14 protein-coding genes are annotated in these 18,185 nt (G+C 60.4%); 6 read left to right on the top strand and 8 right to left on the bottom strand.

Translation table 11 applies throughout. The annotated features are described in order from the left end of the window. The first annotated feature begins 26 nt into the window (after positions 1-26). On the top strand, positions 27-974 hold the full coding sequence (locus ACRWA7_RS04315) for a TauD/TfdA dioxygenase family protein (RefSeq protein ID WP_438390211.1): 948 nt from the start codon (positions 27-29) through the stop codon (positions 972-974). Positions 975-1,077: 103 nt separating this feature from the next. Here ACRWA7_RS04315 and ACRWA7_RS04310 read toward each other — a convergent pair whose 3' ends face one another. Together ACRWA7_RS04310 and ACRWA7_RS04305 are read right to left on the bottom strand one after the other, a co-directional pair. After that, the gene (locus ACRWA7_RS04310) at positions 1,078-2,442 is read right to left on the bottom strand and encodes an LLM class flavin-dependent oxidoreductase (RefSeq protein WP_438390210.1); all 1,365 of its coding nucleotides are present in this window, start codon (positions 2,440-2,442) and stop codon (positions 1,078-1,080) included. A 202-nt stretch (positions 2,443-2,644) separates the two neighbouring features. Further along, a complete protein-coding gene (locus tag ACRWA7_RS04305; RefSeq protein ID WP_438390209.1) occupies positions 2,645-4,810 on the bottom strand; it encodes a TonB-dependent siderophore receptor in 2,166 nt (721 codons plus the stop codon). Between the two features lie 538 nt (positions 4,811-5,348). On the opposite strand from ACRWA7_RS04305, the gene ACRWA7_RS04300 reads away from it, so the two are divergent. Then, entirely contained in the window at positions 5,349-5,897 is a 549-nt protein-coding gene (locus tag ACRWA7_RS04300; RefSeq protein ID WP_438390208.1) for a cytochrome b, read from the top strand. Positions 5,898-5,905: 8 nt separating this feature from the next. On the opposite strand, the gene ACRWA7_RS04295 is transcribed toward ACRWA7_RS04300, so the two are convergent. Continuing rightward, the gene (locus ACRWA7_RS04295) at positions 5,906-8,044 is read right to left on the bottom strand and encodes a heavy metal translocating P-type ATPase (RefSeq protein WP_438390207.1); all 2,139 of its coding nucleotides are present in this window, start codon (positions 8,042-8,044) and stop codon (positions 5,906-5,908) included. 247 nt (positions 8,045-8,291) lie between these two features. On the opposite strand from ACRWA7_RS04295, the gene cadR reads away from it, so the two are divergent. Further along, on the top strand, positions 8,292-8,723 hold the full coding sequence (gene cadR, locus ACRWA7_RS04290; protein ID WP_438390206.1) for a Cd(II)/Pb(II)-responsive transcriptional regulator: 432 nt from the start codon (positions 8,292-8,294) through the stop codon (positions 8,721-8,723). 100 nt (positions 8,724-8,823) lie between these two features. Next, positions 8,824-9,753 (top strand): Gfo/Idh/MocA family protein, encoded by a 930-nt coding sequence (locus ACRWA7_RS04285; protein WP_438390205.1) that lies wholly within the window; start codon positions 8,824-8,826, stop codon positions 9,751-9,753. Positions 9,754-9,830: 77 nt separating this feature from the next. Here the strand turns inward: ACRWA7_RS04285 and ACRWA7_RS04280 are convergent, their stop codons facing one another. Next, positions 9,831-11,045 carry an MFS transporter gene (locus tag ACRWA7_RS04280; protein WP_438390204.1) on the bottom strand — a complete coding sequence of 405 codons (1,215 nt, stop codon included), beginning with the start codon at positions 11,043-11,045 and terminating at the stop codon, positions 9,831-9,833. Positions 11,046-11,345: 300 nt separating this feature from the next. Here ACRWA7_RS04280 and ACRWA7_RS04275 point away from each other — a divergent pair, with 300 nt between their 5' ends. Continuing rightward, positions 11,346-11,660, top strand: a complete 315-nt coding sequence (locus ACRWA7_RS04275) for an antibiotic biosynthesis monooxygenase family protein (protein ID WP_060857347.1) — start codon at positions 11,346-11,348, stop codon at positions 11,658-11,660. Positions 11,661-11,711: 51 nt separating this feature from the next. Here the strand turns inward: ACRWA7_RS04275 and ACRWA7_RS04270 are convergent, their stop codons facing one another. Then, the gene (locus ACRWA7_RS04270) at positions 11,712-12,527 is read right to left on the bottom strand and encodes a hypothetical protein (protein WP_438390203.1); all 816 of its coding nucleotides are present in this window, start codon (positions 12,525-12,527) and stop codon (positions 11,712-11,714) included. 251 nt (positions 12,528-12,778) lie between these two features. On the opposite strand from ACRWA7_RS04270, the gene ACRWA7_RS04265 reads away from it, so the two are divergent. Further along, the gene (locus tag ACRWA7_RS04265) at positions 12,779-14,575 is read left to right on the top strand and encodes an ATP-binding response regulator (protein ID WP_438390202.1); all 1,797 of its coding nucleotides are present in this window, start codon (positions 12,779-12,781) and stop codon (positions 14,573-14,575) included. Here the strand turns inward: ACRWA7_RS04265 and ACRWA7_RS04260 are convergent, their stop codons facing one another. The 3 genes from ACRWA7_RS04260 to ACRWA7_RS04250 all read right to left on the bottom strand — a co-directional run bounded on the left by ACRWA7_RS04260 (position 14,576) and on the right by ACRWA7_RS04250 (position 17,921). Continuing rightward, entirely contained in the window at positions 14,576-15,277 is a 702-nt protein-coding gene (locus ACRWA7_RS04260; protein WP_060857344.1) for a response regulator transcription factor, read from the bottom strand. A gap of 208 nt (positions 15,278-15,485) precedes the next feature. Further along, positions 15,486-16,253, bottom strand: a complete 768-nt coding sequence (locus tag ACRWA7_RS04255; protein ID WP_438390201.1) for an SDR family oxidoreductase — start codon at positions 16,251-16,253, stop codon at positions 15,486-15,488. A 96-nt stretch (positions 16,254-16,349) separates the two neighbouring features. Continuing rightward, on the bottom strand, positions 16,350-17,921 hold the full coding sequence (locus ACRWA7_RS04250) for a methyl-accepting chemotaxis protein (RefSeq protein WP_438390200.1): 1,572 nt from the start codon (positions 17,919-17,921) through the stop codon (positions 16,350-16,352). Between the last annotated feature and the right edge of the window lie 264 nt (positions 17,922-18,185).

Raw genomic sequence — 18,185 nt, 5'->3', positions numbered from 1 at the left:
CAGATTCCCATCAAAGGAGAAACGCGATGAGCGCAGCGCTGGCAATAAATACGAACGGCATCAAGGTAGTTCCGCTATCCGCTCATATAGGCGCGGAGATTCACGGTGTGGATCTGACCCGGCCACTTGCCGCCGAACACGTCGCCGCAATTCGCGCTGCGCTACTGAAGTGGCGCGTTGTGTTCTTTCGCGAGCAATTCCTGACCCACGAGCAGCATGTGGCGTTTTCCGCGCAGTTTGGCAAGCCGACCCTTGGACATCCGGTCTTCGGCCATGTGGAAGGTCATCGCGAGATCTACTCCATCTCCAAGTTTCGAAAGGCGACGCGTTTTGAAGGGCAGCCGTTATTGCGGCCTTGGACAGGCTGGCATACGGACGTCACCGCCGCCGTCAATCCGCCGTTTGCATCGATCCTTCGAGGTGTGACAATTCCGCCGTATGGCGGCGATACGCAATGGACGAATCTCGTCGTGGCCTATGAAAAATTATCGGCGCCGCTGCGCGGTTTCATCGATGGCTTGCGCGGGATTCATCGGTTCACGGCGCCGGTTGGCGCAAGAGCAACGGACGCGTTCGAACAGGCAGTGAAAGAGCGCTCGCTGGTGAGTGAACATCCGCTCGTGCGTGTGCATCCGGAAACGGGCGAGAGGGCGCTTTATGTCAGCCCGAGCTTTCTCAAGAGCATTGTTGGCCTGACCCCGCGCGAAAGCCAGGCGCTTCTCGAATTGCTCTGGGAGCACGTGACGCGTCCGGAGTTCACGGTGCGCTTCAAATGGGAAAAGGGCAGCGTCGCGTTCTGGGACAACCGGTCAACCGCGCATCTTGCACCTTCGGATATCTTCGATCTTGAATTCGACAGGCAGTTGTACCGGACAACGCTTGTTGGCGATATTCCGCTTGGACCGGACGGCCGTGCTTCCGTAGCAATCGAAGGATCGCCGGTCGATGCAGCCGCGGCAGTCGAACTGAACTGAGAACTGAAGCGACTGGTCAGCATCTGCGTTACCGGAATCATGCTGATGCGTTCGCTTTCCCAAAACCGTTGCGTCGAGCGCGCCAAAGGGCTCGTCGGGAGCGTTAATTCTCCAGCACTGCCTGCCGCTCGGTTTGATAGCGATTGACCGGCCGCGCCAGTCCGAGATTCTCCCGCAACGTTTGGCCCTCGTATTCCGTGCGAAACAATCCACGCCGGCGCAACTCCGGCAACACCAGCTCGATAAAGTCGGTCAATCCACCGGGCAGCGTCGGTGGCATCACGTTATAGCCGTCCGCGCCGTGGTTGACGAAGCGCTCCTCGAGTTGGTCGGCGATGTCTTGACCGGTGCCCACGAGTTGCCAGTGCCCACGTGCACCGGCTACGCGCAGATAAAGTTGCCGGATGGTCAGGTCCTCGCGTCTCGCAAGTTCGATGGTCAATGCCTGACGGCTCTTGCTCGCATTGGTTTCGGGCAATTCCGGAATGGGGCCATCAAGCGGATATCCCGAAAGATCGATACCGCCGGTAAGACCCGATACAAGGGCAAGTCCGACCACGGGGTCGATCAACGATTGCAGTTCTTCGAACTTTTCCTGCGCTTCGGCTCGCGTGCGTCCGACAATCGGAAACACGCCCGGCATGATCTTGAGGTCGTCGGGATGACGGCCGTTGACGGAGAGGCGGCCTTTGACATCCGCATAGAAGCCGGTCGCATCCTGAAGGGTCTGCTGGGCAGTGAAGATCACTTCCGCCGTGCGCGCAGCAAGCGCGCGGCCGGCCTCGGAAGAGCCGGCCTGCACGAGAACCGGATGTCCTTGCGGAGAGCGCGCGACGTTGAGCGGTCCCTTGACCTGGAAGAACCGGCCCTTGTGATCGAGCACGTGGCGCTTGTCCGGGTCGAAAAAGCGGCCCGAATTCTTGTCGCGTAAAAAGGCGTCGTCTTCCCAGCTGTCCCACAGAGCCCGGACCACCGTCGCGAATTCGTCCGCGCGCCCATAACGCTCGGCATGATCGAAATGCGTATCGCGATTGAAGTTTTTGGCTTCATGTTCGCTCGACGACGTCACCAGGTTCCAGCCCGCCCGGCCGCCGCTGATATGGTCGAGCGACGCGAACTTCCTTGCGACGTGATAGGGCTCGTTGAAGCTGGTCGATGCCGTTGCGACGAAACCAATCCGGCTGGTTACGGCCGCAAGCGCCGACAGCAAGGTGATCGGCTCGAACTGCGCAATGTAGCTGTGCGCGGTGCGGCTGAGAAAGTCGAGATTGTCTCCGCGCGTGCCGACTCCGTCGGCGAGAAATACCAGATCGAACTTTGCCGCCTCAGCGGCCTGCGCAAGCCGGACGTAATGCTGGAAGTTGATGCCGGCATCCGCCTGACTGTCAGGATGACGCCACGCGGCAATGTGGTGTCCCGACGGATAGAGAAAAGCGCCGAGGCGCATGTGTCCAGTTCGTTTTGGCATAGGTGGGATATCGGGAAGAGGCGGCCCGGTGCGACGTATTTCTCATGTAACGCGGATTATCTTGCGATAGAGCCGGCCGATTCGTTGCACGCAACTCCGATCATAAGGAGCGTTGCAACGCAGCGGAACCGAGCATTGCTTCGATCGTTTCCACGTGCGGTGATTTGCGCCTCGGCCCCGTTTCCCTTTGCCGCCGAGCGCCTCAGAACTCGATGGTCGAACTCAGTTCGAGCGTGCGCGACAGCCCTTCGCCAATCTGACTTGAACCCGTTGCGCTCCAGTAGCGCTTGTTTGTCGCGTTCTCGAGATTGGCCTGAAGCGACACGCGTTTTCCAAAAATGCGCGTCGCGTAACGCGCGCCTGCGGTGTAAAGCGTGTAGCCGCCAATATAAGCCTGATCCGCGCTATTCACCGGACGTGGCCCGATGTAATACATGCCGGCGTTGAACGACAGGCCCGCGACAAGCGGCACTCGATACTCAGCGAAAAGACTCGTGGTCACGTGGGGGGTGTTTTCCGGCGTTTTACCCAGCAACGTGGGATCGCTGGAATCAATTTGCTTGGCGTCTATATAGGTCGCCGAGCCGATAAACGAGAGATCCCGCGTGAGATCTCCCTGAACCGAAAACTCCACGCCGCGATAGCGCGCGTTGCCGTCGAGCACAAAGAGGTTGTCGGCGTTGGTATCGGCGGAGGCCTGCTTGATGTTGAACAGCGCAACCGATACAAGCGTGTTGTTGGCGAAACGTGTGCGCACGCCGACTTCTTCCTGCTTGCTGACGGCGGCGGGCAGGATCTGGTTGGCGTTGCTTGCTGTCACGGGCGCGCTGCCGGCGGACTCAAGCGCTTCAACGTAGCTTGCATACACGCTGGCGGCGGGCGTCAGCTTGTAGATCATGCTGCCCGATGGCGACGTATGGCTGATATCCGAACTCGGCGTGCCCGCTTGCGAGGTCATGTATTCGGATCTGCGCACGCCGGCGACAAATTGCCATTTCGGTGTCAAGTCGATCCGGTCGTACATGTACGCGCCGCTATTGCGCACATGCTGCGCAAAAAATTGCTTAGGTGTACCGCTGGGCGTCAACTTGGTTATATCGATCGGATCGTAGATGTTCTGGGCGGCGGTGAAGAAGTTCGTCGTGAAATCGGGCTGATAAAGCCAGTCTTGCGAGACGCCCAAGGTAATGTCGTGGTGGATCGAACCCGTCTTCACGTCGCCGTTCACTTCCAGCCGGACAATCTTGTTTTCATACATCTGGCCGTTTTGCTGGCTTGCCTGCAGCGTGCCTGCACCGGTCGCGACGTTGTACTTCTGGAACACCCATGCCCATCTGTCTCGCCGCGTGATCGACTGGCCGAGGCTGAAGTTTGCGGACCAGTTATCGGAGATCGCGTAGTCTGCACGCAGCAACTGCGTGGTGGCGCTCGCCTTCGTGGGTTTGTCGCCGCTGACCAGCAGCTTGGTTGGATCGGGCAGTCCCGGCAGCGAGATCACGCCGTTTTTCGCGGCAAGCGGCGTAATGCCGGCCTGCTCGACAATGCTTGTCTCGATGTGCTCCAGGTCGTATTGAAGCTTGAGCTTGCTGTTCACCTTCCAGTCGAGCGCGGCGCTGACGAACTTGCGATAACCATGATCGCCGTCGATAGGGGTATCGACGTGTTCGTCCATTGCATTCACGCGAACGCCAAACTGGTCGTTCGTGCCGAAGCGCCGGGATATATCCACCGCCGCGCCGACCGACCCATGCGAATCGCCAAGTGCCGATACGCTCGTCACGGGCTCCGTGCCCGCACGTTTGGTCACCATGTTCACGATGCCCGCAGGCGCCGCGAAACCATAGTACAGCGCAGAGGCCCCTTTCAAGACTTCGACGCGCTCCTTGTCTTCCATCGGCATCCAGATGTTGTTATCGATGGGCAATACGCCGTTGAAGTAATAGCTCGCACGGTTATCGAGCGGTATGCCGCGAATCGAAAGATTGTCGTATGCAAGGCCGCTCAATTGTTGCCGTGAGACGCCGGCTACGTTGCGCAGCGCATCGTACAAACCAGTGTCGCCCTGGGCGTCCATGACTTCGCGCGTAACGACGTTGACCGTGGCGGGAACATCGAGCGCATCGAGCCCGCGATACGGGCCCGTTTCAACCGATACCGGCGCAAACCCCTGGTCTTTCTTGCCTGTGACCTGAACCGGCGCGAGCTGCTGCGTCTCGTCTTTCGCGGTTGCCGGTGCGGCGTCGTTTGAGTCGTCCGCTTTTGCGGGATTGATCATCGACCCAGCCATGCCGATCGCCAACACCGCGTGAGCGAGCAAGATATTTTTGTGGAGCAACGAACGCTTGCCCGCACCTTTACTACGACCCATGAACATCCCCGATTTAAGTAGCGAGCGCAATGTGAACCGGCCGGACTTAAGGCTTGAGCTGATTCTTACTTTCGTCTTTCATTGAAAATAAATGAATGCAACCGATTCGCGTTTGCATTTATATTGAACTCTATATTTCTGGTCAAGCTAAGCCGTCAGACAGGAGGGTCTTTGACTCTGCGGATTGGGTGTCCACGTAGTCAGGCGTCAAGAAACCTGACGAAGCGATTACGGAATCGTCGAGTGCGGGGACGGCGCCGGTGTGGCGCTTGATCGTTTGCGAGGCGCATAAACCAAGGCCATCTCACCAAATTGATCAGGAAACCATATTAAAAAAATGGGCGTTCATCTGCTGTCGGATGACAATTTTATTAAAAGCCGCTATTTAATTTCGCGTCAACATATTCCATTACAAAAAACCAATTCCGGGCTGACATCTCTCCGGAATAATGCGCAGGGCAGGGACGTTTATGGTCTGGCCGCTCATGCAGCGTGTGGGCACGCGGCCGTCCCGCTACTCATTAAAAGGTGTGAATCCATGCAGTCATCCGAGCACGCTTCTTCCTATTCGAAGCCTGCGATGTTCTTCCATTGGGCTACGGCAGTGCTCATTCTGGTTGGGCTTTTCGCCATTAACATTCGAGGTCCGAGAGGGACCGATAGCCGGCTCTTCTGGAACAGCGTTCATATATGGGCTGGATCGCTGATCCTGGCTTTGTCGATAATGCGGTTGCTGTGGAAACTCTGGCACGGCGCGCCTGCTGAACTCGCACACTCGCCCGTGCAGCTTTTCATGGCGCGCCTTGTGCATCTCGCGCTTTATTTGCTTATTTTCGTGCAGCCCTTGCTTGGCATTGCAATGGTCAACACTGGCGGCAACGCTGTGACGCTGGCCGGGACCGGATGGCATATCCAGTGGTTTTCAAAGGACCCGGTTGCCCATCGATTCCTTCACGATGCCCATTTCCTGATAGGCAACGCGGCCTATTGGCTGATCGGGTTGCACGCCTTCGCAGCGCTCGCGCATCATGTCGTGTTCCAGGACGCGACGCTCACGCGCATGAGCCGGTTTTCGCGCGACAGGTGAAAAGCAAATTACTTGCGCAATAACCTCAGCCCGTTGCCGACCACCAGGAGGCTTGCACCGACATCGGCGAAGACGGCCATCCACATCGTCCCCATTCCGCCCAGTGTGAGCGTCAGGAAGATCGCCTTGATGCCGAGCGCCAGCGCAATGTTCTGGACCAAGATGACGTGGGTCGCCTTCGACAGCCGAACGAATGCAGGAATCTTGCGGAGGTCGTCATCCATGAGTGCGACGTCCGCGGTTTCGATCGCAGTGCCGGTTCCCATGGCGCCCATCGCAAAGCCGATGTTGGCGCGCGCAAGCGCCGGGGCGTCGTTGATGCCGTCGCCTGCCATCCCGACGACAGCCCCGTTGGCGCCAAGGTCCTCGATTGCCTTGAACTTGTCTTCGGGAAGCTGATTCCCGAGCACTTCGTCAATGCCGACTTTCCTCGCGATCGTCCCCGCCGTATGCGCGTTGTCGCCCGTCAGCATGGCGGTACGGATGCCGAGGCCATGCAACTGCCCGATTGCTTCGCGGCTCGTTTCCTTGACTGTATCGGCGACCGCGTAGAGCGCCAGTACTTCGCGGTCATCGCTCAGCGTGACGACGGTCTTTCCTTCGCGCTCGAGTGCGTCGATACGCTGTTTGATAGAAGGTGAACACAAACCGGCTTCCTCCGCGAGGCGATGATTGCCGAGCGAATACGATCGTCCCTCGACCACTCCACGCACGCCGCGTCCGGGGATAGCTTCGAATTCGTCGACCGGAAAAAGCTTGACCCGATCATTTTCTGCAGCACGTGCGATCGATTGCGACACCGGATGATCCGATCGCGCTGCAAGGCCCGCCGCGATCCGCCGGTTTCTTGCGTGACCGAGTCCGCTGAGTTCTTCATAGTCAGTTTGTACGGGCTTGCCATGAGTGATGGTGCCGGTCTTGTCGAGCGCAAGCCACGCAAGCTTGCGGCCTTCTTCGAGGTACGCGCCACCTTTGATCAGGATTCCTTTGCGAGCCGCCGCGGCGAGGCCGCTCACAATCGTGACCGGCGTGGAAATGACGAGTGCGCATGGGCACGCGATCACAAGCAGGACAAGCGCTTTATAGATCCATTCGCTCCAGCTTGCATCGAGGAAAAGCGGCGGGACAAGCGCCGCGGCCAGCGCGATTGCGAACACAGCAGGCGTGTAGACACGAGCGAAGCGGTCCACGAAACGTTGAGTCGGCGCCTTGGCGCCCTGCGCCTGTTCTACAGCGTGGATGATCCGCGCAAGCGCCGTGTTGCCGGCCACGGTCGTCACCGTGAACTCGAGCGAGCCGGACTCGTTGATCGTGCCTGCGAAGACCGGGTCTCCCACGGTCTTGTCGACCGGCAGGCTTTCGCCGGTGATGGGCGCTTGATTGACTGCCGAGCGGCCGCTTGTCAAGATACCGTCCAGGCCAATGCGCTCGCCGGGTTTGATGCGCACCACCGCGCCGATCTGCACGGTCTTCGCGTTCACATCGGCCCATGTGCCGTCGGCCTGGCGCACCGTCGCTTTCGCCGGCGTGAGCTGCATGAGTCCCCGAATAGCATGGCGCGCCCGATCGAGCGACCTGACCTCGATGAGTTCTGCAACGGTGAAAAGAACCATGACCATGGCCGCTTCGGGCCACTGCCGGAGAACGAGCGCACCGGTCACGGCAATGCTCATCAGTGCATTGATATTCAGGTTGCCGTTGGAGAGCGCAACCCAGCCCTTCTTGTAGGTACTCATGCCGCAGGCGAGCACCGCCGCGATCGCGAGGATTGCGCAAAGCCACGCTGACGCGCCTGACCAGCTTGCTGCTTCCGAAGCAACAGCTGCAGCGCCTGCGAGAGCGAGCGGCCACCACGCTTTTTCGGATTCGACGGCCGCGGCATCGGGCTTGCCGGCCGGGCCGGGCAGATCCGGCGTGAATCCAAGCGATCGGATCGCGTCCAGGACGGCATCGAGCGAACCAGGCGTGTGCTCGACGGTCAATACCCGCTGCATCAGATTGAATTCGAGGCTTTTGACGGACTTCATCGCGCCGAGCTTCTTTCTGATGAGGGTCTCTTCAGTCGGACAGTCCATCTGCATGATCCGGATCGGTGTCCGGACATTGCGGCCGGTTTGCTGCGAGCCGGAGACGCTCGCCGGGGCCATGGCGGGGGCCGCTTTGCAGCACGAGGGGTCAGCATGACCAGGATCGTCGTGCTCTCGATGCACACGGCTTGCGGCCCGAAGTCCGCAGCAATCGTGCTCGCTCTTTTCGTGCGGAATGTGCTGTGGGCGTCCTGGTCCTACATCGGTTGAATCATGCATCGTGGCTTCCCTGCTGGATTTATGATGTAGTAGACACCTTGAAGTTGCTTCAAGGTCAAGCACTATCGGAAAACCATCGGGAGGTCGCATGAAAATCGGAGAGCTTGCGAAAAGCGCGCGTTGCACCACGGAAACCATCCGCTTTTACGAGAAAGAGGGGTTGATGCCCGATGCCGAGCGCACCAGCGGAAACTATCGGGATTACTCCGCCGTCCACGTCGAGCGGTTGCGCTTTATCAGGAACTGCAGGGTGCTCGATATGGCGCACGACGAGATCAGGGCATTGCTGCAACTGACCGACAAGCCGGCGGAGCAGTGCGGCGCCATCAATGCACTGGTCGATGAACACATTTCTCATGTGGATCATCGGATAGAAGAGTTGCAGCAGTTGAGGGCGCAACTCGGCAAGCTAAGGAGCAGATGCGCGGTGGAACAGGCCGTGGGCGATTGCGGCATCGTGCAGGAACTGACGGCCATGGAAGTCACCCCCGCGCGCGTGAAACACTCTCACGTCGGATAAAGCCGGTTTCTCGTAGGATGTCGAGGCGCCGATATGCCACACGCGTTGCCATAAGCATTGGCGCGCATCAGATCAACCAAGCTTTCTTTAAGGTCCAACCATGACAGAGCAAGTTGCAATAGGCATTGCCGGTGTCGGCAAGATTGCTCGCGATCAGCATTTGCCTGCTATCGCCGGGCACGCCGGATTCAGGCTCATTGCAGGCGCAAGCCGGAATGCACGAATTGACGGTGTCAACAATTACCCGAATGTCGAGGCAATGCTTGAGGCTGAGCCGCAACTGCAGGCTGTTTCGTTGTGCGCGCCGCCGCAAGTCCGCTTCTCGCAGGCACGTGCGGCGCTCGAAGCAGGCAAGCACGTGATGCTCGAAAAACCGCCCGGCGCAAGCGTGACCGAGGTTCAGGTGCTCGCCGCGTTGGCGCGGCAGAATCAATGCACCCTGTTCGCATCGTGGCATTCGCGTCATGCGCCAGGTGTTGAAACCGCACGCGCATGGCTTGCAGACAAAACCATCACGGCGGTCAACGTGCTATGGAAAGAAGATGTGCGCCGCTGGCACCCGGGGCAGGACTGGATCTGGCAACCGGGCGGCCTGGGCGTATTCGATCCGGGCATCAACGCGTTGTCCATTGTCACGCGTATCTTGCCGCGTGCGTTTTTCCTGAAGTCGGCGGAGTTGTTCGTGCCGGCGAACAGGGACAATCCGATTGCCGCGAATCTTGATTTCAGCGATGTGTCCGGCACGCCGATCCGTGCTGAATTCGACTGGCGCTTTGGTTCGCAGGAGTTGTGGCAGATCGAGGTGACCACGGGCAGTGGCGTCCTGCATCTGGCTCAGGGCGGGAAGTTCCTGAAGATCGATGGCAAGGTGCACGACATCGGCGCGGAGCGGGAGTATCCGGGTCTTTATGAACGGTTCTTCGAGTTGATATCGACGGGGACGAGTGATGTCGATATCAGTCCGCTGCAGCATGTCGCCGACGCCATGCTGCTTGGCAAGCGGCGTGAGGTCGAGAAGTTCGAGGATTAGGCAGATCAGGCGGCGTCTATAGCGCGCCGCTGTCGGCAGCGGCGGCGCCACTCACGTTGTCGGGCGCTTGAAAAGCGTCAGGCCCGCCGCGTGGCAGCCGAGCGTCCGGCAAACAAATAATGCAGCAGCGCGAGCAGGGGAAACACGCTCCCGACGCTCGCAATCAGCGTCCAGCCGCCGCGCTCGAACATCACGCTCGCAATCGCCGAGCCGCACGCACCGCCAATAAAGATGCTTGTCATATAAAGTGCGTTGAGACGGTTACGGCTTGCGGCATGGAGTGCATAGATTTCCCGTTGGCCGATGACCATGTTCATCTGCACGGCGAAGTCGAGCACGACGCCCGTCACTACAAGCCCGGCCACGCCCCACGCCGGATGAATGAGCGACGGCATGAATGACAACGCGCCAACGACCAGGGCAAGCAGCGTTGCGCGCCGGGAATGGCCGGCATCGGCGAGCCGTCCTGCAAGCGGTGCGGATGTCGCGCCAATTGCCCCGACCAGCGCGAAGAGCGCCACGCCGTTCTGCGTCAGTCCGTAATGACGGATCAGTTCCACGGGCACGGCGGTCCAGAACAGGCTGAACGTGGCGAACATCAGGCCCTGGTACAACGCGCGATGCCGAAGGACGGGCATGGTCGCGACCAGCGTCCCAAGTGAGCGGAGCAGTTGTACATAGGTTGCCTGGTGATCGGGCTGCCGCGCCGGAATGGTCAGCGCGAGAACCGCCGTCACGATTGCCATGAGCACGGCAGCCGAGCCGAATACCACGCGCCATCCGAAGTGACCCGCAATGAAACTCGAGATGGGCCGCGACAGCAATATGCCCAGCAGCAAACCGCCCATGATCGTGCCGACCACGCGTCCGCGCGACTCATCCGGTGCGAGGTGCGCCGCGAGCGGAATCAGGATCTGCACCGCGACGGAGCTAAAACCGACCAGTAGCGAGATGGCAAGGAACGCGTGCGGCTGATGGACGAGTGCGGCGGCCGTGAGACTGGCGATTGCGACGAGCGCAGTCGTGATCATCAGCTTGCGGTTTTCCAGGAGATCGCCGAGCGGCACGAGGAAGAATAATCCCAGCGCATAGCCGATCTGCGTGAGCGAGACGATCAGGCTTGCCGCGCTGCTCGACAGGTGAATATCCGGCCCGATCAGTTCGATGATCGGTTGCGCATAATAAATATTGGCGACAATGGCGCCGCAACAGAAGGCGAACAATGCAATCAGGCCACGGGTCATCTTGACCTGGGCCGGACGCGCGGCGGCGGTCGGCGAATTCGAGGACATGCATACTCCACAGATTGAATGACTGGATGCTGTTTTTGAGGTGCGGACTGCCGGCAGGCATGCGAGATCGTTCCGCCGATGCCGGAACGCTGAATGAGGTTGCACTGTGGCGACCCGCCGGTGAGATGCCTGCAATCCACGCCATGGCGAGGACATCCGGTTGCGGCACGATACCACTAGCGCCAGGAGCTTGCTTGGCCGCCATTAGGCGCAGACACGCATTACCGCCCGAACCCGCGCCGCGCGATAAAGATAAACTGGTGCGCCGTCACACTGTTTCGATCAAAGGAGGCTGACCCTATGTACATCGCCATGAACCGCTTCAAAGTGGCCCCCGGATCCGAGGCCGAGTTCGAAGAACTCTGGACCAGCCGGGATACGCATCTCAAGGAGGTTCCGGGCTTCGTGGAATTCCACCTTCTGAAAGGACCAAAAAAAGAAGACCACGTCCTGTATTCCAGCCACACGATCTGGTCGGATTACGAGGCTTTCGAAGGCTGGACGAAAAGCGAGGCGTTCCGTGCCGCGCATCGCAATGCGGGCAATGGAACACGCTCGCTATACCTGGGGCATCCGGAGTTCGAAGGTTTCGAAGTGATCCAGACGGTTAAATAGGCGCGTTGCTGAATGCGCCGAAGGTGCCGAATATGCGGAAAACCGGCGGATTCACGCGATTGCGGGCATGGCCGCGTATGAATTCGCGCAGGCATTGACGCCTCGAACGGACTCCGCCGCGAGCAGATCGAGCACGACCAGCATGACCGGCTGGTTCTCCTCGTTGATCGCAATACCAACCACGTCGCTGAGCCAGCGGCCAATCTTGGTCGCCGCGAAGTCGGCTGGCCGCGCTGTCTTTCTCAACGCGACGCCCAGTTTCACCGCGCGATAGTGATACGAAGGGACCTTGTGCTCGGCGGCGATTCGCGAGAGCCCGCCCTTGCGGCTGGAATCCCGGCCCAGCGTTCCCGCGAGCACCACACGTTCATGGCGGTCAAGTCCGCCAACGAACTCGCGCGCGAGTTGCCGCACGCGTGCTTCATCTAGACCATGCTGCAACAGCACCGAATTGACGGGATCGTCGAGCGCCTGGGCGTGTTCGTCAACCTGCTGGTCGATGCCGCTTACTTCCATCGATACATTGCGTTGATGGCTCGCGCTGCGCAGGCAATCGATCAGATAGCGCCTGAAATAAGCGCAAATGGCGTAGTTGTTCGATGGCGCGCTCTCAGCGCAGGACTTGGCGCTGGAGTGACCCGGTTCGAGCCGCAGCACCTTGGCGTAAATAAACTGCGCGACGAGTTCTTCTTTATCTTCGCGCAGTGACTGGAGTTCGAGCGGATGGTAAGCGCGCAACGCGCCGCGTACCAGATGGTACATGGACACCATTTCGTCATGCGACAGATGTGTGCGGCGGCGCCAGAGATCCGGAAGTATCGCGCTGTCGGGGCGTGCGGCGCACGCGCGCATTGCCGTGGTGTCCATGGTGTTCTCCCTCGAATTTTTATTGGATGTCGAGCGGAAGTATGGTGATCGGACGCGGGTTCGGCTATATGGCTAAAGTAATAGCCGTCGGGTAAACTTGTGTAAGGACCTTTCAGGTTCTTACCGTTTCCATGGATGTACACCACCACTCGTTCTAGCTGCAAGGTTCCTTGTCGTGCGGTCTTGAGTCACCCGAATGCATCACTATGTGCGTCAGCCAGGCGCGCAACCGGTAAAAAGGGGCTGACAAGATGCAGAACGATTCTATGCGGCGCGAAATAGAAAAGGATCTGGCCAAGGTCCTTTATGCGCAGGACCCCATTGCATTCGTTACACACTGGTTGTCCATTGCGGCCCTGAGCGCCGTCTATTTCCGGGCCATCCCGCAGCAAGGCCTGTTCACGGCCTGGATCGTCTTCTATAGCATTGCTAATTGTGGCGGAATTGCACTGTGGGCGTGCAACCGTTATTGGTCACGGGTATTTGGTCCGCGTCAGTGGATCAACCTTCACGCGTTGCGCAGCGTCGTGCTGTACAGCGCGCCCGGCCTTTCGATCTGGTTCGCGTTTCATAGCCAGCAGGCCGACCTGCCGATCCTCCATACCGTGCTGCTGGTCACACTGGCGGCGGGCGTGTTCATGTCGAGCGGCTTTGACCTGTGCAACTTCTCCAGCGCAATTCCGTTACTCCTGATGCCCGCGATCGTGCTGAACTTCAGCTCGCCCACGCGCGACCGGATCGTGATCGGCGTGGTGCTCGTCGCGTTTTTTATCGCGATGAACGTGTATGCGGCGCGTTACCGGAAGCTGTTCAGGCGTGTCGTCGAGGCGCGCGTGAACCAGCAGGTCCTGGCCGAGTCGCTTGCCATCCAGCAGCGCGTGACGGAGGAGGCCAGCCGCGCGCGGACGCGCTTTTTCGCGGCGGCGAGCCATGATTTGCGCCAGCCCTTGCATGCCATCGGCTTGCTGGCGGAGTCGCTGAAGGACACATTGGCCTCCGTTACCCTACGCAGCGAAACGGCCGACAGCATCATTGCAAATGTTGAATCACTGAACGGACTTTTCAATCAGGTGCTCGACCTGGCGCGCCTCGAAAGCGGCGTGACGCAGGTGATTCCGCTGCATTTCCGGCTCTCGGAGATTTTTGCCCGCATCGATAACCAATACCGGCCGCTCGCGGCGGCGAAGGGTCTTGCATTGCGTATCGCGCCGACCGACGCCGTCGCCTTCACCGATCCGGTATTACTTGAGCGCGTACTGGGAAACCTTATATCGAACGCCGTGCGTTACACCGCGCGCGGCGCGATATGGATGGGTTATAGAAGCAGCGGCGGGCAGGCGATTGGCCGGATCGAAGTGCGTGACTCGGGAATCGGCATTGCGCCGGAAGAGCAGGAGCTTGTGTTCGAGGAGTTCTATCAGGCAAGGCTGCCAGACGGCAAACCACGCGAGGGACATGGGCTGGGATTGCCTACCGTCAGACGATTGGCGAACCTGCTTGGCGGTGATGTCACGCTGCGCTCTGCGCCGGGACGCGGCACCACAGTCTGCGTACCGGTCAAGCGCGGCGATGCGGCCCTGATCACGGCGAGACTGAGTGACGCAGCATCGGCAGGCCCAACGGCTGCAGGGCGGCGGATTCTTTGCATTGACGATGATCCCGCCATTCTCGCCGCGCTCGAACGGCTGCTTGGCCGCTGGGGTTGCATCGTGCGCAGCGTTCGGGACGAGCGCGCCGCGGTGCAGGCAGTCGAAGAGGATTTCGTTCCTGACGCGCTTCTCTGCGATTACCAGCTTGGTAACCACCGGACCGGCGCGCAAGCGGTGCGCGCCGTTCGGCAGGCACTGTGGGAGCGGGGCGATGGCGATATCGTCACGCTCATGATCACGGGCGACATGGCGTCGTCCGAACTCAGCACGCTCGCCGCGCAGGGCATTCCCGTCCTGCACAAACCGGTGACGCCCGCCCGCCTGCGCCGCACGCTCGACGCGCTCTGGCAGCAGAGCGAACGCAACGCCGAGCTGGAGCGCCACCCCCCGGCGTCCTGATCAAAGCGTGCGGCCGGTTTCCAGCCAGCCGCCGATCAGTGCGATCGCGGCCGACCGGTTGTGAACGCACAGCGCGCGGAACATGACGGACAGATGCACCTTGACGGTTCCTTCCGCGACACCGAGTTCGCGCGCGATCATCTTGTTGGTCCAGCCGCGGTACACGAGCCGCATGATTTCCTGTTGCCGCGGCGACAGGTTTTCCATCAGGTGCCGATGATGCGGCTGGATCCCAACGGGCGACGACTCAATCACAGCCGCGCCCGAACGCTCGGCAGGCGGCGCGGGCGCGTGCGCCGGGCCAAGCAGACTAAGCGCTTCAATGGGAACGTAGGCGCCGCCGAGAAGCACGAGTTCGATCGCCTTGAGCATGACGCTGGCGGGTTCGCGTTTAGGCACGAAACCGAGCGCGCCGGCGGCCAGCACCGCGCGCATTTCGTCTGCGGATTCTTCCGCCGACAAGACCACCAGCGGCAGTGCAGGATTCGCCTTCAACAGCGTCTGCAGCGATACCGCGCCTTCCATGCCGGACATGTGCAGGTCCACTATCGCGAGGTCGTGATTCGCGTCCGGCCTGGCTGCCGCGGCGAGCGTCTCCCAACTGTCGGCTTCGTCGAACTGGGCGTCGGGGTCGAGGCCGCGCAACAGCGCTTTCACGCCTTGTCGAATCAGTTCGTGGTCATCGGCCACCAGAAACCTCATGGCATCTCCGTGTTGCAACGCTGCTTGAAGCGTGTGGCGTAGGCGGGGTGTTCTTCAAGAATACGTAGCTTGCGTCCGTTGTGGCAAACGGAAGTTTGCTTGGAACTGCCGCAAAGGCGCCGCAGGTTGCCGCGACCCAACCCACCGTCTGCGCTAGTTAAACGAGCGGAAGACACGGTTTTTGAACGCGGCGCGCACCGCTCAACCGTCAAAGCACGGCGAGCCACCCGCCATCGACATAAATGATCTGCCCGTTCACATAACTCGACGCCGCCGATGACAAGAACACCGCCGCGCCAACAAGCTCCTCCGGCGTGCCCCATCGTTGCGACGGATTGCTGCTTTTGACCCACGCGTCGAAGGCGGGATTCTCGACCAGCGGCTTGTTCATGTCGGTGAGGATGTAACCCGGCCCAATCGCGTTCGCCTGGATATTCGAGGCGGCCCACTCCGCGCTCATGGCGCGCGTGAGCATCTTGATGCCGCCTTTCGCGGCCGTATATGCGCCAACAGTCGCACGCGCGCCCTCGCTCGTGAGCGAACCGATGTTCACGATTTTGCCGCCAGCTCCGCGCTCGATCATGCGTCTGGCTGCCTGCTTTGACACGATGAACGCGCTCGTGAGATTGGTATCGATCACGCGTTGCCAGTCGCTTAGTTCAAGCTCGACAAGCTGCTTTCGAAACTGGATGCCGGCGTTGTTGACGACAATGTCGACCTGCACGCCTTGCCTGTCCCAATCCGCAAAGGCGTCGTGCACGGCCTGTTCGTTCGTGACATCGAATGCGTGGCCTTGCGCATTCAGTCCTTTGTTCGTCAGACGCGAGACTGCTTCGTTCACGGTGTCGGCCCGCGTTCCGTTGACGATTACGCGCGCGCCCGCATTCGCCAATCCTTCGGCGAGCGCGAAGCCGATGCCGCGCGCGGAACCGGTGACAAGCGCCGTGCGGCCGCTCAGATCGAAAAGCTGTGTCATGCGTCTGTCCCTTTCATGCCGTGTTGTGCCGGGCCGTCAAGGCTACGCTCTATCGGTGCGGGCCGCTTGCAGGCTTCCGCGTGCCGTGAGCCTGCCTCAAACCGCCGGCGCTTCCTTCACGGTGAAAAGCCTTACCGCTTCATCGAGCACGTCCGCGCGTTCGGCGAGCCGCAGCGCCGTCGCAGCCGCCTGCTCGACCAATGCGGCGTTCTGCTGGGTCGATCCGTCCAGATGCGCGACCGCCTGGTTGACCTGCCGGATGCCTTCGGCCTGCTCGCTGCTCGCGTTCGCCACTTCCGAAATGATCGCCGATACACGATGCACGGCGGCATCGATCGCGCGCATCTGGCTGGTCGTGCGCGACACAAGATCCGTGCCTTCCGCGATCTGCGCAACGCTCGTCTCGACCACGACCTTGATCTCTCTCGCCGATGCCGCGCAGCGCTGGGCCAGGTTGCGCACTTCGGTTGCGACCACTGCGAACGAGCGGCCGGCTTCGCCCGCGCGCGCCGCTTCAACCGCCGCGTTCAACGCGAGGATATTGGTCTGGAACGCAATGCCATCGATCACGCCGGTGATGTCCGCGATCCGCTGCGACGCCGTGTTGATCCCCGCCATGGTTTCTTCAACGCGAATGGCGATCTTGCCACCATCGCTTGCTGCCGTCTGCGCTTCCTTCACGAGTTCGAGCGCCCGTACGCTTGCATCCGCGTTGCCCGTCACGGTACTGGTCAACTGGTCCATGGTCGCGGCCGTTTGCTCCAGCGAAGCCGCCTGTAACTCGGTGCGTCGCGACAGATCCATATTGCCGCTGGAGATTTCGCGCGCCGCGTCCATCATTCCGCCAATCTGTCCACGCACGTCTAGCACAATGGCCGACAGATTCGCCTTGAGCTGGTTGAGCGCGTGCTGGACTTCGCCGAGGTCGTCGCGTTTGCCGGCTTCCATCGATACCGTCAGGTCGCCTGCCGCCATGCGTGACGCGTAACCGGACATTGCGCCCACGCGCGCGCCGATCTGGCGCGACACGCTGGCCCAGCCGAACGCGCTCACCAATGCGCTCACGCCAAAAGCGAACCACAACGGCAGCGGCGGCGCGCCGTTATACGCAACCAGTCCGCTCGCCAGTACTGCAAGCGGCGCGCTTGCATAACCGAGCGCCACGCGTTTGGCCACGGGCATGTGCATCAATGCCCCGAGCTTGCCCAGGACCCCGCGGCGCACAAGCACGCCTTGCTGAAGACGCAGCGACCCCATCGCGCCGGCTCGCATACGTGCGTACAACGCGTCGGCGCTCGCTACTTCGTCGCGGCCGGGCTTGACGCGCACGCTCAGGAAACCCACCGCCTTGCCATGTTCGATAACCGGCGTCACGTTCGCGCGAACCCAGTAGAAATCGCCATTTTTGCGGCGGTTCTTGACCAGCGCCGTCCAGGGCCGGCCGCCGCAGATGGTCGTCCACATGTCGGCGAAGGCATCGCGCGGCATGTCGGGGTGGCGGATCAGGTTGTGCGGCTGGCCGATGAGTTCGTCGCGCGAATAGCCGGATACGTCGATAAAAGCCGGATTGCAATACTTGATATTTCCAGAAAGATCGGTCGCCGAGACAAGCATTTCCGTCGATGGGAACTCGTATTCGTGCTGCGTGACAGGCTGGTTGTTGCGCATTTGATGTGTCCTTTCTCTCTTCTGGAAGGCGACGCACCGTTAGGTGGCGGGCGCGCTTTTCATGCATTTACGTTACCCATGGGTAACGGCATGTACCCACAAATTCTTTAGGGTTTTTATGCTTAAGAGTCTGGAAAAGGGCAGTGCGCGACGCGGCTCGAAGGGTCTCGGAGCGCAGTGGAGCAGCAGTGCGCCTGAACTTAAAGCTTCGAGAAAACACGCCGTAAACCTGTCATGGGATGAACCCATATAAAGCGGCCAGCG

It is taken from the genome of Caballeronia sp. DA-9 (genome assembly GCF_051615025.1).
Classification (GTDB): domain Bacteria; phylum Pseudomonadota; class Gammaproteobacteria; order Burkholderiales; family Burkholderiaceae; genus Caballeronia; species Caballeronia sordidicola.
The sequence above is the reverse complement of the archived record's forward strand: the minus strand, read 5'-3'. Positions and strand labels throughout refer to the sequence as shown.

What these genes read in the sequence shown, in the direction of transcription:
- ACRWA7_RS04295 (WP_438390207.1), bottom strand. Translation starts at nt 8,044, where the DNA reads ATGGCCCCGGCGAGCGTCTCCGGCTCGCAGCAAACCGGCCGCAATGTC.
- ACRWA7_RS04310 (WP_438390210.1), bottom strand. Translation starts at nt 2,442, where the DNA reads ATGCCAAAACGAACTGGACACATGCGCCTCGGCGCTTTTCTCTATCCG.
- ACRWA7_RS04255 (WP_438390201.1), bottom strand. Translation starts at nt 16,253, where the DNA reads ATGACACAGCTTTTCGATCTGAGCGGCCGCACGGCGCTTGTCACCGGT.
- cadR (WP_438390206.1), top strand. Translation starts at nt 8,292, where the DNA reads ATGAAAATCGGAGAGCTTGCGAAAAGCGCGCGTTGCACCACGGAAACC.
- ACRWA7_RS04275 (WP_060857347.1), top strand. Translation starts at nt 11,346, where the DNA reads ATGTACATCGCCATGAACCGCTTCAAAGTGGCCCCCGGATCCGAGGCC.
- ACRWA7_RS04260 (WP_060857344.1), bottom strand. Translation starts at nt 15,277, where the DNA reads ATGAGGTTTCTGGTGGCCGATGACCACGAACTGATTCGACAAGGCGTG.
- ACRWA7_RS04265 (WP_438390202.1), top strand. Translation starts at nt 12,779, where the DNA reads ATGCAGAACGATTCTATGCGGCGCGAAATAGAAAAGGATCTGGCCAAG.
- ACRWA7_RS04300 (WP_438390208.1), top strand. Translation starts at nt 5,349, where the DNA reads ATGCAGTCATCCGAGCACGCTTCTTCCTATTCGAAGCCTGCGATGTTC.
- ACRWA7_RS04250 (WP_438390200.1), bottom strand. Translation starts at nt 17,921, where the DNA reads ATGCGCAACAACCAGCCTGTCACGCAGCACGAATACGAGTTCCCATCG.
- ACRWA7_RS04315 (WP_438390211.1), top strand. Translation starts at nt 27, where the DNA reads ATGAGCGCAGCGCTGGCAATAAATACGAACGGCATCAAGGTAGTTCCG.
- ACRWA7_RS04285 (WP_438390205.1), top strand. Translation starts at nt 8,824, where the DNA reads ATGACAGAGCAAGTTGCAATAGGCATTGCCGGTGTCGGCAAGATTGCT.
- ACRWA7_RS04280 (WP_438390204.1), bottom strand. Translation starts at nt 11,045, where the DNA reads ATGTCCTCGAATTCGCCGACCGCCGCCGCGCGTCCGGCCCAGGTCAAG.
- ACRWA7_RS04305 (WP_438390209.1), bottom strand. Translation starts at nt 4,810, where the DNA reads ATGGGTCGTAGTAAAGGTGCGGGCAAGCGTTCGTTGCTCCACAAAAAT.
- ACRWA7_RS04270 (WP_438390203.1), bottom strand. Translation starts at nt 12,527, where the DNA reads ATGGACACCACGGCAATGCGCGCGTGCGCCGCACGCCCCGACAGCGCG.